The sequence below is a fragment of the Clostridium beijerinckii genome (genome assembly GCF_008705175.1).
Taxonomy (GTDB): Bacteria; Bacillota; Clostridia; order Clostridiales; family Clostridiaceae; genus Clostridium; species Clostridium beijerinckii.
Genome location: NZ_CP043998.1, coordinates 4,387,834 through 4,404,619, shown reverse-complemented (window position 1 = coordinate 4,404,619; position 16,786 = coordinate 4,387,834). Strand labels below are relative to the sequence as shown.

The window sequence follows — 16,786 nt, the reverse complement described above, 5'->3', positions numbered from 1 at the left end:
ATAAAATAATATGTATATTATTGATAGAGATGAGGAGCAGTAAAAATTGATAAAAAATAGTTTTGATTTAAAAAAGCTTATAGATTTAGAAAAATGGGACAGTCTACAAGAATCTCTTTCAGCAGTTACAAGGATGGCAATAATAATCGTTGACTATAAAGGTAATCCAGTTACTAAGCACAGTGGATGTCATAAATTTTGTAATGAAATAAGAGGTAATTCGGAACTTGTAAAGTATTGTGAAAAGTGTGATTCGAGAGGTGGGCTTGAGGCAGTCCGCTTAAATAAACCATATATGTATTTATGCCATTACAATATAATAGATATAGCTATTCCAATAATGATTGAAGGTAAATATATTGGGGCAGTTATGGCAGGACAGGTAAAATTATTAAATGCCGATGCTGAAAGCATATTAGAGCAAATAGTAGTTTTACCTAAAAACTCCATAGCTAAAAAGGCTTTGGAGGATTTTAAAGCATATTACTATGAATTGCCTGTATTATCTTATGAGGAAGTAAATAAAATTGCCGATATGTTATTTTCTTTATGCAACTACTTGGTAGAGGAGTCATTAGAAAAAAATTTGATTTCAGATATGTATCAAAAGGTAATGAAAAGACATTCTGAAATAGATTCAAACACATTGAAGGATTATACAATAAAGAATATTGAAAATGCAAAAAAAGAAATGTCTAATGCTATAATAAATGCTTATATTAAAGATAGCACTTTAAGTAATGATAATAATGTTAAAGTAAATGATAATTTAAAACCAGCAATAGAGTATATTTATGAACATAAAAGTGAAAACGTTAAATTAGATCAAATGGCCAAGATTTGTCATATTAGCATAAGTTATTTTAGCAGATTGTTTACAAAGGAAATGGGAGAGAATTTTTCAACGTATGTATCTAAACTAAAAATTGAATGGGCAAAGAGCTTATTAGAGGAAACGAGTATGCAGATTAATGAAATTAGTGATGAACTTGGATTTAGTGAAGTAGGATACTTTATAAAAATATTCAAAAAATATGAAGGTGTAACGCCATTTCTTTATAGGAAATATTGTAAGAAAAAATAATTGTTAAGAGACTGTTTAAAAATGTATTAGAACATTTTTAAACAGTTTCTTTTCATTATATAAACAATATTTATTTAATGTCAGATAAATAGAAAAATACAATTAATCGATTAAATGACAAGAATTTACGGTTTGAAATCGTAAATTCTTGTCATTTAAGTCCAATGTATTTATTTGAAAACGATATTATAATAAAAGCAACTTAAAAATATTTGAATGAAAAGGAGAAATCAATTATGAGAAAAGCATTTATTTGTCCAACTAAATACGTACAAGGTGAAGATGAAATTTTAAACTTAGGTTATTTTGTTAAGAGTTTTGGAAAATCAGCGTTATTAATAGCACACAAGGATGATGTTGCAAGAGTCAAGGATAAGCTAAATAAAACTTGTGAAAAGTTTGAAATTACTTTTGTAGAAAGTGGATTTAAAGGAGAATGTTCTAGAGAAGAAGTAGCTAGACTACAAGAACTTTCTAGGAAAAACAAGTGTGCATGCACAATTGGTCTTGGTGGTGGTAAAGCGATTGATACAGCTAAATGTGTTGCAGAAGGAGAAGCATTAATTATAGTTCCAACTATAGCTGCTACAGATGCACCAACAAGTCATTCAGCAGTTCTTTACACACCAGAAGGTGCATTTGATGACTATGCTTATTTTAAGCAAAGTCCAAGTGTAATTTTAATAGACACTACAGTAATTGCAAAGGCACCAACTCGTTTTTTAGTTTCAGGAATGGGAGATGCATTATCAACATATTTTGAAGCAAGAGCAACTTCAAAATCATATTCTAACGTAAATGCGGGGTTACCTTGCGGATATAGAGAAGGAACGTGTGGTGAAGCAAAAGGAACTAATACAGCGCTAGCACTAGCAAAATTATGTTATGAAACACTTATCAGTGATGGAGCAAAGGCGAAAGCAGCGTCAGATTGCAATTTAGTTACACCAGCTTTAGAAAACGTTATAGAAACAAATATTCTTTTATCAGGTATTGGTTTTGAAAGTGGTGGATTAGCTGGAGCTCATGCTATTCATGATGGACTAACTATATTAGAAGGTACTCATAAATATTTCCATGGTGAAAAAGTTGCATTTGGTACAATAGCACAATTAGTTTTAGAAAATGCGCCTACAGAAGAATTGAATCAAGTATTAGATTTTTGCTTAGAAGTAGGATTACCAATTTGTTTATCAGATATTGGTGTAGATAGCATTACAGAAGAGGAACTTATGGAAGTTGCTAAAAAGTCATGTATTAAAGAAGAATCAATTTATTCTATGCCATTCCCAATAACTATTGAGGCAGTAGCAGCAGCAATTGTTACAGCAGATAAAATAGGTAAAGATTATAAGCTAAAGAAAGAGGCATGTAAGTAATGAAGAAGTTAATAAATAATCCTAATAATGTTTTAGTGGACATGTTAGATGGACTTACATCTGCTTATCCAGAATATTTAAAAAAATTAGATGGCACAAATGTGATACTTAGAGCAGATAAGTCAAAAAATAAAGTATCAATAATAAGTGGAGGGGGAAGTGGACATGAACCTGCACATGCTGGATATGTAGGATATGGAATGCTAGATGGTGCAGTATGTGGGGAAGTATTTACTTCCCCAACTCCAGATCAAATATATGAAGCAATCAAAGCTACAGATGATGGAAAAGGGACTTTGCTTGTAATAAAAAACTATACTGGAGATGTTATGAATTTTGAAATGGCCAGAGAAATGGCTGAAATGGAAGGAATAAAAGTAGAAGAAGTAATTGTAAACGATGATGTTGCAGTAGAAGATAGCTTATATACAGCGGGAAGAAGAGGAATTGCAGGGACTGTATTTGTTCATAAGATATCTGGGGCTAAGGCTGAAAGTGGAAGTACTTTAGAGGACGTAAAAAGAGTTGCAGATAAGACTGTAGCCAATGTTAGAAGTATGGGAATGTCTTTATCGTCTTGTATAGTACCAGCAGCTGGAAAAGCAAATTTTGTTTTAGGTGAAGATGAGGTTGAAATTGGAATGGGTATACATGGAGAGCCAGGTACTCATAGAGAAAAGATTTCAAGTGCAGACCAGATAGTAGAACATTTAATGAATAAAATATTAGATGACATAACAATAAATAATGGAGAAGAAGTTGCAGTTCTTATAAATGGTTTAGGCTCAACTCCAAATATGGAACTATATATAATTAATAAAAAAGTCAGTGAGATATTAGAAGGTAAGAAAATAAGAATTCATAGGACTTTTATTGGAGAATTTATGACATCCTTGGAAATGGCGGGATTTTCTATTTCAATATTGAAGCTCGATGAAGAACTTAAGAATTTACTTGATGCAAAAGCTAATACCCCAGGATTTAAAGTATTTTAAAAGTATACTTCAGGAGGTTAGAAATGATTAATGGTAATAGGTTAAAAGACATTTTAAATAAAATAAGTGTTGTTATAGAAAAAGAAAAATTATATTTAAGTGAGTTAGACGCAGCAATTGGAGACGGAGATCATGGTCTTAACATGAGCAAGGGATTTAAGGCCGTTGTAGAAAAAGTAAATAACATTTCAGAAGATGATTTAGGTAATATATTAAAAAATTGTGGAATGGCATTGGTAAGTAATGTTGGAGGTGCATCTGGTCCATTATATGGAACAGCTTTTATGAAAGCAGCAAGCGTAGTTACAAAGAAAAGCTGTATGGATATAAATGACTTTATAAGAGTGTTAGAAATGTCTTTAGAGGGAATCAAGATGAGGGGAAAATCAACAGAAGGTGAAAAAACTATGATTGATACGCTAGCACCAGCAATAGAAGCAGGTAAAAAAGCTTTAGATGAAAACAAATCTTCAAAAGATATTTTAATTGCAATTAGGGAGGCAGCTAAAAGTGGAATGGAAAACACTAAAAATATAGTTGCAACAAAAGGAAGGGCAAGCTATTTAGATAAAAGAAGTATCGGTCATCAAGATCCTGGAGCAACTTCAATGTATCTAATACTTAATACAATAGTGGAAGAATTTTAGAGGTGAGGTGAAGTAAAATGGTTGGAATTGTAGTAGTATCTCATAGTGATTTAGTAGCGAGAGGTGTTAAGGATATTGCAGGTCAAATGGCACCAGAGGTTAAGATTGAGGCCGCAGGCGGAACTGAAGATAATAGAATTGGAACTGGTATTAATAAAATAACTGAAGCCATAGAAAAAGTTTATAGCGAAGATGGTGTAATGATATTTTTTGATCTTGGAAGTGCCTTTATGAATACAGACATGGCTATAGAATTTTTGGATGATTCTATGAAGGAAAAGATTCAAATTATAGACGCTCCTTTAGTTGAAGGTGTAATAACAGCTGCTGTTGAATGCAGTATGAATAAAAATATAGAAGAAATTAAAATAGTATTAAAAGAAATGGCTTTAAATAAAATTTAGTTACATGTAAAGCTAGATTTATTTCATTTCCAATAAAGGTCTAAGAATTGGAAGTAATTATTGTCGCAGAATATGTTGAATATTACAAAATTATTATAGAGGTGTTTAAGTAATGAAGAAAATAATGAATAAAGCAGAAAATGTAGTAATGGAAATGTGTAATGGAATAGCTATGGCACATCCGGAATTAGAATTTGTAAGAAAATATAAAGTTATGAAGAAGAAAAATATTAATAAAAATAAAGTTAGTGTAATAAGTGGTGGTGGAAGTGGACATGAACCAGCCCATGCAGGATTTATAGGCAAAGGAATGTTAGACGCAGCAGTATGTGGAGACGTATTTGCTTCACCATCTCAAATCCAAATCTATCAAGCAATAAAAGCTACCTGTAGTGAAAAAGGAACACTATTAATTATTAAGAATTACAGTGGAGATATGATGAACTTTAAAAATGCAGCATACCTAGCAAGTGAAGATGGAATTAAGGTTGATTATATTAAAGTAGATGATGACATTGCAGTTCAAGATAGTTTATACACTGTTGGACGTCGTGGAGTTGCAGGAACTGTTCTTGTACATAAAATAGCAGGTGCAGCAGCAGAGTTAGGATTATCATTGGAAGAAGTTAAAAAGATTGCTGAAAAGGCTGTTTCAAATGTCAGAAGCTTAGGATTTGCATTTTCATCATGTACAGTACCAGCTAAGGGGACTCCAACATTTGAAATAGCAGAAGATGAAATGGAATTTGGAGTTGGAATTCATGGAGAGCCTGGAATTAAGAGAGAACAAATAGCTACAGCTGATGAGCTAGCTGAAAGAATTATAAATTCTATCTTAAAGGATATGAAAATAGATGGAACAAATAATGAAGAAGTTGCGTTGTTGATTAATGGATTTGGCGGAACTCCATTACAAGAATTATACTTATTTAATAATTCTGTCACCGCAGAATTAGCAAAGAGAAACATTAATATATGTAGAACTTTTGTAGGAAATTATATGACAAGCATAGATATGCAAGGTGCATCGGTGTCATTAATGAAGCTAGATGGACAACTTAAAGAGTTATTATCAGAAAAATGTGATGCTCCATCATTTAAAGTTTCTGGACCCGTAGATGCAATTGAATATGCAGCATTGCAAGAGAGTGATGATGCAGAAAATGAAGTTGCTTTTGAGGTAGAAACTAGTGAGAAATTTGCATGTATTAATAATGAAAAAGTAAATCTAGATAATATGATTTATATTGTTGATAAAATGAGTGAAGTTATTATTAAAAATGAAGTACCATTCTGTGAATTGGATTCTCACGCTGGAGACGGAGATTTTGGTATGAGTGTGGCAAAAGGATTTAAGCAGCTAAAAAGGGAATGGAAACAAATTCTTTTAGAAGAGCATAAAACAATAGGAGAATTTTTAAATGCATGTTCATTAGTAATAATGGAATACTGTGGAGGAGCATCAGGTCCAATATGGGGATCTGCATTTAGGGCAGCAGGAAAGCAAGTATCAGAAAAGACTGAATTAACAGTTTCAGAATTTGCAGAAATGATACAGGCAGCAGTTAGAGGAATTCAAGCTACTGGAGAACGTTCTTTTGGAAGAGGAGCTGTCGTTGGAGACAAGACACTAATAGATGCTCTAGTACCATGTGCTGATGCTTGGATAGATTGTGCAAAAGTAAACATTAATTTTAAAGAAGCGTTTGAGATTGGAGCTAAAGCAGCTGTTGAAGGAGCAAAAAAGACAGAGGAAATAGTAGCGCGTATGGGACGTGCGGGAACCGTTGGTGATAGAAGTTTAGGATATCCAGATGCAGGAGCATATGGATTAGGGGTAATATTCACAGAAATTTCAGAGGCAATAAAATAGTTTATCAAAGAACCTAATAGAAAATATTTAATGCCTGTAGACACTTTAATAGATGTATACAGGCATTTAGACTTTCTAGCTATATATTAAATAGCTAAGAAAATGTGGTTTCAACTCTTGCCTATTATCATTAGCTACTGTTATTTTGATGATAGAGTAGTAAGTTTATGAGAGCTCTTGTAGTTGTAAGTGATACTAGTGAGTTTAACTATCACAATGAGTTAATATAGTTTAAAATTACATAATTTAAAAGAAGGATGATTGTGGTGATGAAGAATGAATAACATTATTAATCTTAAGGATATAATAAGTATCGATGATTTCCAAAATATTCAAGACGATATTGCAAAAGCTACAGAAATTTCTATTATAACTACTGATTATAAAGGTAAACCTGTTACAAAACATAGTTGCTGTACAGAATTTTGCAGTATTATACGCCGCGACAAAAAACAATCAGAATTATGTGAAAGATGTGATTCAAGAGGTGGAATCGAAGCTACAAGAACAGGAAAGCCATATATATACATATGTCATAAGGGGTTAGTAGATTTTGCGGTACCTATTATAGTTCAAGGGCAATATATAGGAGATATAATGGCTGGACAAGTTCTTATAAATCAAGATGAACAAAAATATTTAGAAAGTGTTACAAATGTTAATTGTGATCTAGGAGGAGATCAAGAGCTTATATATGCATATAATAGACTTCCAACTATTCCACTAGAAAAAATTAAAAATATATCCCAAATGATTCTACACTTATCAAAATATTTAGTAGAAGAAGGGATGCATAAGATAACTGTAAAGAAGTTAAATGAAAGTAGTGAGCAGTCTACCAAATTGGAAACTGAACAAATTAAATTACAAAATAATTTAGAAAAATTAAAATTAAAATCACTATATACTCAAATAAGTCCTAAATTTGTATTTAACATAATGAATAATATTTATTCACTAGCATTAATAGAAGATGCAGAAAAAACAAGTGATCTAACTTACAGATTTACAGAATTTATAAGAAATACATTTTATAAATCTAATAAAGTAGTTACATTAAAAGAAGAATTAGATTATTGTTTAGATTACTTAAATTTGCAGAAGATTAGGTTTAGTGATAGATTAAGTTTTAGTATTAGTTTAGGCAATGTAGATAATTTTAAACTTCCATTTATGAGCATTTTCCCGTTTGTTGAAAATTCTATAGTTCATGGGATTATGGAAAAAGAAGATGTTGGGGATGTAAATATAGTTGTAGATAAAAAAGATGAATTCATAATAATTTCAGTTACGGATGACGGAATAGGAATATCAAAAGAAAAATTAAAGTTTATAAATTCTGAAGAAAACAATATAAATTACTCTTTAAGCGGTATAGTGGCTGCAAAACAACGAATAAAAAATTTCTATAGGTATGATTATTTTATAAATGTAGTAAGTGATTTTAATAAATGGACAAAAGTTACAATAAGCTTACCAATTGATGAAAGGTAGGTAATATTAATGTGTAATGTTATGTTAGTAGATGATGAGAGAATAGAGCTAGAAGCACTTAAAAAAATAATTAATAAATTAGATATTAAAATAAACATTGTCGCCGCATTAGAAAATGCCCAAAAAGCAATAGAAATTGATAAAGAAGTTAATTCAGATATAATAATTATAGATAATGAGATGCCAGGAATAAATGGAGTTGAGGCTTCAAAAATTATAAAAGAAAATAATAAAGATAAAATTATAATATTACTTATTGAATATTATAATTTCAATAATAAAGTAGTTGATCTAAATATTGATGATTATATATTAAAACCAATAAGTTTAGAAAATTTTTATAATATGTTAAATAAATATATTATAAATCTAGCAACAAATGAAAATAAATTAAAAGAAAAAGAGTTATTGATTCTATCTAAAATAATTTTTAATGAAGAAAAAGATATTAAGGATTTACTTCAGAATTTATTATATGGATATGAATTGTTATGCAATAGGGATATTAATATTTATAAAGATAAATGTATAAGTTTACTAAATAGAATGATTAATATTTTTATTAAAATGAGAGATAAAAATAAGGCATATACAAATCTTAATGTATATAATGATAAGTTATATACTCTTAATAATATATCTAAAATAAATATTATTATGAATGAATTCTTAGAATTTATGAGCCAAGATAATCATGATGATATAATTAGGGAAAGATTGATTGGAAGTAAAGAGATAAACACTGTTTTAAATCCAGTTTTAACTTATATAAGTGAAAAATATAATGAAAAAATAACATTAGAAAATGTGTCTAAAGCTTGTAATTTAAGTGTTTTTTATCTGAGTAAATTATTTAAAAAAAACACAGGAATGAATTTCAGTGATTATATAAATTTATATAAAATAGAAAAAGCTAAGCAGCTATTAGATAATACAGATATGTCTATAATAGATATATCTATAAGTTTAGGATACGATGAATCAGGATATTTTTCAAAAGTTTTCAAGAAAGCAGTAGGAATAACTCCATCAGGATATAGAAATAGTAATTAGAATAATTAAAGACAAAAAGCTATCTAATAATGATTTTTATCACTATCGGATAGCTTTTTATTTTTAATGTAACTTTTAATAAAAATTGAAATTTAAAGAAAACTATTGCGCACAAACAAGAATGTTAAATTTTAAATTTAGAGGAATCAACAAAAACGTTATCATTAAACAAGAAAATACTAATAAATAAAAAAGTAAGATAAGATAGCAAGAAAGTACAAATATTAAGCAATAAATTTTGTTAAAAATTTATCAATACGATGATAATATTAGATTAAGCCAAGCGAAATTATGATTGGAGGAAATTATAATGATAAGTAAAGGATTTAGTACCCAAACAGAAAGAATAAATAATTTAAAAGCTCAAATATTAAATGCTAAACCATGTGTAGAATCAGAGAGAGCAGTATTAATAACAGAATCATTTAAAGAAACAGAAGGTCAACCGGCAATATTAAGAAGGGCATTGGCTTTGAAGCATATATTGGAAAATATCCCTATAACAATTAGAGAAGAAGAACTTATAGTAGGAAGCTTAACTAAAGAACCAAGATCTTCTCAAGTATTCCCTGAGTTTTCTAATAAATGGTTACAAGATGAATTAAATAGACTAGACAAGAGGACTGGAGATGCATTTCAAATTTCAGAGGAAAGTAAAGAAAAATTAAAAGCTGTATTTGAATATTGGAATGGAAAAACAACAAGTGAATTAGCAACTTCATATATGACTGAAGAAACAAGAGAAGCAGTAAATTCCGATGTATTTACTGTAGGAAATTATTACTATAATGGAGTGGGACATGTTTCCGTAAGTTATGAGAAAGTATTAAAAATTGGATTTAATGGGATTATAAATGAAGCAAAGGAACAATTAGAGAAAAATAGAAGTATAGATCCTGATTTTATAAAGAAAGAGAAATTTTTAAATAGTGTTATTATTTCCTGCGAAGCAGCAATAATATATGCAAATAGATATGCTAAAAAGGCTAAAGAGCTTGCAGACAATGCAAATGATTTAAAAAGAAAATCTGAATTAAATGAAATAGCAAAAATTTGTCTAAAGGTTCCAGCAGAAGGAGCCACTTCTTTCTATGAAGCGTGTCAATCATTTTGGTTTGTTCACGCAATAATAAATACAGAATCTAATGGACATTCTATTTCGCCAGCTAGATTTGATCAATATATGTATCCATATTATGAAAATGATGAAAATATAACAGAGGAATTTGCTCAAGAGTTAATAGATTGTATATGGATTAAATTAAATGATATTAATAAAGTAAGAGATGAGATTTCAACTAAGCATTTTGGCGGCTATCCAATGTACCAAAATTTAATCGTTGGAGGGCAAAATTCAGAAGGAAAAGATGCAACAAATAAAATATCATATATGGCATTAGAAGCAGCAGTACATGTTAAATTACCTCAACCATCTCTATCAGTAAGAATATGGAATAAGACTCCAGACGAATTCATGCTTAGAGCAGCAGAATTAACTAGAGAAGGATTAGGACTTCCAGCTTATTATAATGATGAAGTTATTATTCCAGCATTAGTTGCTAGAGGACTTACGTTAGAAGATGCAAGAGACTATGGAATAATTGGATGTGTTGAGCCACAAAAGCCAGGAAAAACAGAAGGATGGCATGATTCAGCATTCTTTAACCTTGCTAGAATAGTAGAGTTAACTATAAATTCTGGATTAGATAAAAATAAACAAATTGGACCTAAAACTCAAAATTTTGAAGAAATGAAATCTTTTGATGAATTTATGAATGCCTATAAGATTCAAATGGAGTATTTTGTAAAACATATGTGTTGTGCTGATAATTGTATAGATATTGCACATGCAGAAAGAGCACCATTACCTTTCTTGTCATCTATGGTTGATGATTGTATTGGTAGAGGGAAAAGCCTTCAAGATGGTGGGGCAGAATATAACTTTAGTGGACCACAAGGTGTTGGGGTAGCTAATATAGGAGATTCATTAGTTGCTGTTAAAAAAGTTGTGTTTGATGAAAATAAAATTACGCCTTCAGAATTAAAGAAAGCATTAAATAATGATTTTGAAAATGCAGAAGAAATACAAGCATTACTAAAAAAAGCTCCTAAGTTTGGAAATGATATTGATGAAGTTGATGATTTAGCTAGAGAAGGTGCATTAGTATACTGTAGGGAAGTTAATAAATATACAAACCCAAGAGGTGGAAAATTTCAACCAGGATTATATCCATCATCAATAAATGTATACTTCGGAATTTTAACAGGTGCTACTCCAGATGGTAGAAAATCTGGACAACCATTAGCTGATGGGGTTTCTCCATCAAGAGGATGTGATGTGTCTGGCCCTACTGCAGCTTGTAATTCAGTTGCCAAATTGGATCATTTTATAGCTTCAAATGGAACTTTATTCAACCAAAAATTTCATCCATCGGCATTAAAAGGTGATAATGGATTAACAAATGTATCAGCATTGATAAGAAGTTATTTTGATCAAAAAGGTTTTCATGTTCAATTTAATGTAATAGATAAACAAATATTACTTGCAGCACAAAAAAATCCTGAAAAATATCAAGACTTAATTGTTAGAGTTGCTGGATATAGTGCGCAATTCATTTCTTTAGATAAATCTATACAAAATGATATCATTGCAAGAACAGAACATGTTATGTAAAAAAGTTTCAGAGGGGATAAAAAGTGATGAGTAAAGATATTGAAGGTGTCATATTTAATATACAAAAATTTTCATTACATGATGGACCGGGGATAAGAACTATAGTATTTTTCAAAGGTTGTAATATGTCATGTTTATGGTGTAGTAATCCAGAATCACAAGAAGTTGCTCCTCAAATAATGTTTAATAAAAATTTATGTACTAAATGTGGAAGATGTCAGTCAGTATGTGAAACTTCAGCTATTGATATGAATTCAGTATATAGAATAGATAAAAGTAAATGCATTAAATGTAAAAGATGTGTTGAAAGTTGTTTAAATGGAGCGCTTGTCCTTGAAGGAAAGAAATACAGTGTTGAAGAGATCATTAAAGAATTAAAAAAAGATAGTGTCCAATATAGAAGATCAAATGGTGGAATTACATTATCTGGAGGCGAAGTGTTACTCCAACCTGATTTTGCAGTGGAGCTTTTAAAAGAGTGTAAATCATATGGATGGCATACTGCTATTGAAACAGCAATGTATGTGAATAGTGAAGCTGTAAAAAAGGTAATGCCATATATAGATTTAGCTATGATTGATATAAAGAGTATGAATGATGAAGTTCATAGGAGATTTACAGGCGTAAGCAATAATATTATATTAAAAAACATCAAGTTAAGCGATCAATTGACTAAAGAAATAATAATTAGAATTCCCGTAATCGAAGGGTTTAATGCAGATTTACAAAGTATAGGAGAAATAGCTCAATTTTCAAAATCATTAACAAACCTTAAAAGAATTGATCTTCTTCCATACCACAATTATGGAGAGAATAAGTATGAAGCTATTGGAAGAGATTATTTACTAGGAGAATTGAAATCTCCTAGTGAAGATAAAATGGAGAGATTAAAAGCTTTAGTTGAAATTATGGGAATACCTTGCACAATTGGAGCGCAGTAATATTCTGAAGGCGACTAAAAAACATGTCTATGAAAGGAGATGTGAATCTTGAAGAAGTTAAATGAAATAAAACAATTAAGCCTTGATATAGTAAAAGAAATGGCTGTGGCAGCTGAAGCTAAAGCTGCTGAAATGAATGTGCCAATAGTTTTTGCGGCAGTAGATTCAGGGACAAATTTAATGCTTATGCACAGAATGGAGAACGCTTTTATAACAAGTGTTGATATAGCAATCAACAAAGCATTTACTTCAGCAGCATTAAAAATAGGAACTCATGAAGTTACTCCAAACATTCAGCCAGGAGAAAGTCTTTATGGATTACAATTAACCAATAACTGCAGAATAATACCTTTTGGCGGCGGTTTCCCGATAATAGAAAATGGACAAGTTGTTGGAGCCGTGGGAGTAAGCGGAGGAAGTGTTGAAGAAGATATGGCTATAGCAAAGGCTGCAGCAGAAATTTTTAATAAATAGTTTTAAAATGAAAAGGAGAATATTTTATATGAGAATGTATGATTATTTAGTACCAAGTGTAAACTTTATGGGAGCAAATTCAGTATCAGTAGTAGGCGAACGATGTAAAATATTAGGTGGAAAAAAAGCATTAATAGTTACAGATAAATTTTTAAGAGACATGGAAGGTGGAGCTGTTGAATTAACAGTTAAATATTTAAAAGAAGCTGGATTAGATGTTGCATATTATGACGGAGTTGAACCGAATCCAAAAGATGTTAATGTTATAGAAGGATTAAAAGTATTTAAAAATGAAAATTGTGATATGATAGTAACTGTAGGTGGAGGGAGTTCTCATGATTGTGGTAAAGGAATAGGAATTGCTGCAACACATGAAGGAGATCTTTATGATTACGCTGGAATAGAAACACTCAGCAATCCATTACCACCAATAGTAGCAGTAAATACTACTGCAGGAACTGCTAGTGAAGTAACTCGTCATTGTGTATTAACTAATACAAAGAAAAAAATAAAATTTGTTATAGTTAGCTGGAGAAACTTACCATTAGTTTCTATAAATGATCCAATGCTTATGGTTAAAAAACCAGCAGGATTAACAGCAGCTACAGGAATGGACGCTTTAACTCATGCAATTGAAGCATATGTATCAAAAGATGCAAATCCAGTAACAGATGCTTCAGCAATACAAGCTATTAAACTAATATCACAAAATTTAAGACAAGCCGTAGCTTTAGGAGAAAATCTTGAAGCAAGAGAAAACATGGCTTATGCATCATTGCTAGCTGGGATGGCATTTAATAATGCTAATTTAGGGTATGTACATGCAATGGCTCACCAATTAGGTGGATTATATGATATGCCACATGGAGTTGCAAATGCTATGCTATTACCTCATGTTGAACGTTATAATATGATATCAAATCCTAAGAAATTTGCTGACATAGCAGAATTTATGGGAGAAAATATTTCAGGTCTTTCAGTAATAGAAGCAGCAGAAAAAGCTATAGATGCTATGTTTAGACTTTCAAAAGATGTTGGAATCCCAGCAAGTTTGAAAGAAATGGGAATTAAAGAAGAAGATTTTGAACATATGGCAGAACTAGCTCTTTTAGATGGAAATGCATTTAGTAATCCAAGAAAAGGAAATGAAAGAGATATCGTAAATATATTTAAAGCTGCTTATTAATATTTCAATTTATGGAATCTTCTAATCAAGAAATTTCACTAATGGAAACTTTATTGAAGTTTACGACTATATTTGAAAGACGATTGATAAGATATTTTTTTAATCTTATATATTTTATTTAATATAAAACTGCCCTATAAAGATGGACTTTTATTAAATTGTTTATCTTTATAGGGTATTTTTAATTGGTTAAAAGTTAATCTTATTCAGTAAGTTCCCAGTAGATTCCCTAAACTTAGGTGAAGTACGAACATGGATTGTTCTAAATGGAATGGATGGATTATCTATTCTTGAAAGTAACAAATCTGCGGCAATATCTCCCATCTCATAACTTGGGATACTAACAGTAGTGAGATGAGGTTCAATTATTTTTGATTCCATTGAATCATCAAATCCACATACTAAAATATCATCAGGTACAGAAATATTTTTATGTTTTAGAGCTCTTATGACATTAATTGCAATAAAATCGTTTGCGCATACAAGAACTTGAGGAAGAACTGAAAGGTTCATTATCTTGTTACCAAGCCATTCAGGATCAGCATAAGGTTCTTTGTCGTTTTCGATAATAGAATTATTAATATCAAATGAGAGTTTTGAATCTAATAGAGCAGAGCAATAACCCTTCCAACGTTCGTAAAAACTCTCACAATGATATATATCGCCTACAAACCCTATATTTGTTTTATTATTATTAATTAGGGTTTTAATAATATTATAAGTACTATGGAAATTTTCCATTAAAAGAATATCAGCATTTACGGGTTTACTGTTGTGGGTGCTAGGTGAATCGATAAATAGTGTAGGAATGTCTAATCCACATATAAGCTCACTATAATTTTTATCAAACATTTCTATGCATATTATGCCATCAACCAACTCAGGTTTAAAGTTCGATGGTAAGCTTGAGGAATTTAATTCATTATCACGAACAACATACATAGACAATCTATAGCCAAGAGTGCTCATCTTTTCTTCAAAACCTGATAAAAGATGAGATCCAAAATGGGAACTGTTTGGCATACTGCTTGTTAATAGTGCAATTTCTTTATTTAAAGATGAATTGGGAGAAATGGATGATACATTGTTTACATATGCAAATTGTTTGTAACCCATTTCAATTGCCTTTTGAATAATTTTAGATTTTGTAGCTTCTGCTAATGTTCCAGTATTATTTAAAGCTTTAGAAACTGTATTCCTTGAAATCCCCAATTCATCGGCTATATCTTGAACCGTTATTTTCTTATTTAGCATTATTAAAGGCTCCTTTCTTTGTCATATAAAATCTGTATCAATATTTTAAGTATTGTTATTGACATTAGTATAACAAATGAAGTGACAAATGTAAAATAAAATAATTATATATACATAAATGCTGGCAAATAAAAAGAGATATAATATATTTTGTGTGCAAATGTAAAAACGCAGTGATGATAAAATGTAATATTTATATTGACAAATGTAATGAAAATCTGGTAATATCTATTTATAAATTAAAGATAAGGTTTACAAAAAAGATTTAACAAGCAGAGTGGATTTGTAAAGGTAAATTGAGTTTGTGTTACAAATGTAAAAAATAAATAATAAAATGAAAGGGGAAATAAGTTTGAATGGGGTAAAAAGTACAAGATTTAATTTTAACAGATTAGATGGTGAAGATCCTATTATTAATAAAAAGAACTCTAAAATACATAGTAAGTTAAAGTATATCAAAAAGAATTATCAATTATATCTGTTCTTCACGCTACCGCCACTAATACTGTTAATTATTTTTAAGTATATTCCTATGGGAGGAGTACTAATTGCATTTGAAGATTATAGTGCTATTTCGGGAGTTTTCCATAGTCAGTGGGTAGGATTAAAACATTTTGAAAGATTTTTATCTTCCCCAGATTTTATGACTTTGTTAATGAATACTTTAAAGGTAAGTTTATATGGAATATTGTGGGGATTCCCGTTACCGATTATACTTGCTTTACTTTTAGCAAGAATAAAGAGTGAGGGAATTAAGAAAAAGATTCAATTAATTTTGTATGCTCCTAATTTTATTTCTGTAATAGTAATTTCAGGTATGATTATAGTTTTCTTATCACCGATTGGGCCAGTTAATCAATTTTTTGGAACTGCTACAAACTTTATGGCAATGCCTAGTGCATTTCGGACTATATATGTAGCTAGTTCAGTTTGGCAGGCAACTGGTTGGGCATCAATTATTTATACAGCAGCTCTTTCAAATGCAAGTCAAGAATTAACAGAAGCAGCTGTTATAGATGGAGCGAATATTTTTCAACAAATTTTGAATGTTGATTTACCAGCAATTAAGCCAATTATGGTTATTCAATTTATTTTATCAGCAGGAAATATTATGAGTGTAGGTTTTGAAAAAGCATTAGCTTTGCAAACAGATTTGAATTTACCAACTTCAGAAATTTTACCAACTTATGTTTATAAAATGGGTCTTCTAAATGGAGATTATAGTTTTTCAACAGCCGTAGGTTTGTTTAATTCAGTTATTAATATAGTTTTATTAATAGTTGTGAATTCAATTGTTAAAAAATTAAATGAAGGAGAAGGAATATAAG

General features: G+C 30.2%; 14 protein-coding genes. 13 read left to right on the top strand and 1 reads right to left on the bottom strand.

What is annotated here, in order from left to right:
* Positions 1-46: 46 nt before the first annotated feature.
* The 12 genes from F3K33_RS19865 (at position 47) to F3K33_RS19810 (ending at position 14,204) form a co-directional block, all read left to right on the top strand.
* Positions 47-1,084: a PocR ligand-binding domain-containing protein gene (locus tag F3K33_RS19865; RefSeq protein WP_039769664.1), complete on the top strand. Its 1,038-nt coding sequence runs from the start codon at positions 47-49 to the stop codon at positions 1,082-1,084.
* A gap of 236 nt (positions 1,085-1,320) precedes the next feature.
* Positions 1,321-2,463, top strand: coding sequence for a glycerol dehydrogenase (locus F3K33_RS19860; RefSeq protein ID WP_039769665.1), 1,143 nt, complete (start codon positions 1,321-1,323; stop codon positions 2,461-2,463).
* The gene (dhaK, locus tag F3K33_RS19855) at positions 2,463-3,458 is read left to right on the top strand and encodes a dihydroxyacetone kinase subunit DhaK (RefSeq protein ID WP_039769667.1); all 996 of its coding nucleotides are present in this window, start codon (positions 2,463-2,465) and stop codon (positions 3,456-3,458) included. The genes F3K33_RS19860 and dhaK (F3K33_RS19855) overlap by 1 nt, the downstream gene beginning before the upstream one ends.
* 23 nt (positions 3,459-3,481) lie before the next feature.
* Positions 3,482-4,105, top strand: coding sequence for a dihydroxyacetone kinase subunit DhaL (dhaL, locus tag F3K33_RS19850; RefSeq protein ID WP_039769668.1), 624 nt, complete (start codon positions 3,482-3,484; stop codon positions 4,103-4,105).
* A gap of 17 nt (positions 4,106-4,122) precedes the next feature.
* Complete coding sequence (gene dhaM, locus F3K33_RS19845; RefSeq protein WP_023976754.1) at positions 4,123-4,509, top strand: dihydroxyacetone kinase phosphoryl donor subunit DhaM; 387 nt, start codon at positions 4,123-4,125, stop codon at positions 4,507-4,509.
* Positions 4,510-4,621: 112 nt separating this feature from the next.
* A complete protein-coding gene (gene dhaK, locus F3K33_RS19840) occupies positions 4,622-6,382 on the top strand; it encodes a dihydroxyacetone kinase subunit DhaK (RefSeq protein WP_069187748.1) in 1,761 nt (586 codons plus the stop codon).
* Positions 6,383-6,658: 276 nt separating this feature from the next.
* Positions 6,659-7,876: a PocR ligand-binding domain-containing protein gene (locus F3K33_RS19835; RefSeq protein WP_039769670.1), complete on the top strand. Its 1,218-nt coding sequence runs from the start codon at positions 6,659-6,661 to the stop codon at positions 7,874-7,876.
* A gap of 9 nt (positions 7,877-7,885) precedes the next feature.
* Positions 7,886-8,929: a response regulator transcription factor gene (locus F3K33_RS19830; protein WP_039769672.1), complete on the top strand. Its 1,044-nt coding sequence runs from the start codon at positions 7,886-7,888 to the stop codon at positions 8,927-8,929.
* A 310-nt stretch (positions 8,930-9,239) separates the two neighbouring features.
* Positions 9,240-11,603: a glycyl radical glycerol dehydratase DhaB1 gene (gene dhaB1, locus F3K33_RS19825; RefSeq protein WP_039769674.1), complete on the top strand. Its 2,364-nt coding sequence runs from the start codon at positions 9,240-9,242 to the stop codon at positions 11,601-11,603.
* Positions 11,604-11,629: 26 nt separating this feature from the next.
* Positions 11,630-12,544, top strand: a complete 915-nt coding sequence (gene dhaB2, locus F3K33_RS19820; RefSeq protein WP_039769676.1) for a glycerol dehydratase activator DhaB2 — start codon at positions 11,630-11,632, stop codon at positions 12,542-12,544.
* Positions 12,545-12,592: 48 nt separating this feature from the next.
* The gene (locus F3K33_RS19815) at positions 12,593-13,018 is read left to right on the top strand and encodes a GlcG/HbpS family heme-binding protein (protein ID WP_023976810.1); all 426 of its coding nucleotides are present in this window, start codon (positions 12,593-12,595) and stop codon (positions 13,016-13,018) included.
* Between the two features lie 28 nt (positions 13,019-13,046).
* On the top strand, positions 13,047-14,204 hold the full coding sequence (locus tag F3K33_RS19810; protein ID WP_039769678.1) for an iron-containing alcohol dehydrogenase: 1,158 nt from the start codon (positions 13,047-13,049) through the stop codon (positions 14,202-14,204).
* 189 nt (positions 14,205-14,393) lie between these two features.
* Here the strand turns inward: F3K33_RS19810 and F3K33_RS19805 are convergent, their stop codons facing one another.
* Positions 14,394-15,458, bottom strand: coding sequence for a LacI family DNA-binding transcriptional regulator (locus F3K33_RS19805; RefSeq protein ID WP_023976808.1), 1,065 nt, complete (start codon positions 15,456-15,458; stop codon positions 14,394-14,396).
* A 352-nt stretch (positions 15,459-15,810) separates the two neighbouring features.
* Here F3K33_RS19805 and F3K33_RS19800 point away from each other — a divergent pair, with 352 nt between their 5' ends.
* Complete coding sequence (locus F3K33_RS19800) at positions 15,811-16,785, top strand: ABC transporter permease (RefSeq protein WP_373866807.1); 975 nt, start codon at positions 15,811-15,813, stop codon at positions 16,783-16,785.
* Position 16,786 lies beyond the last annotated feature (1 nt).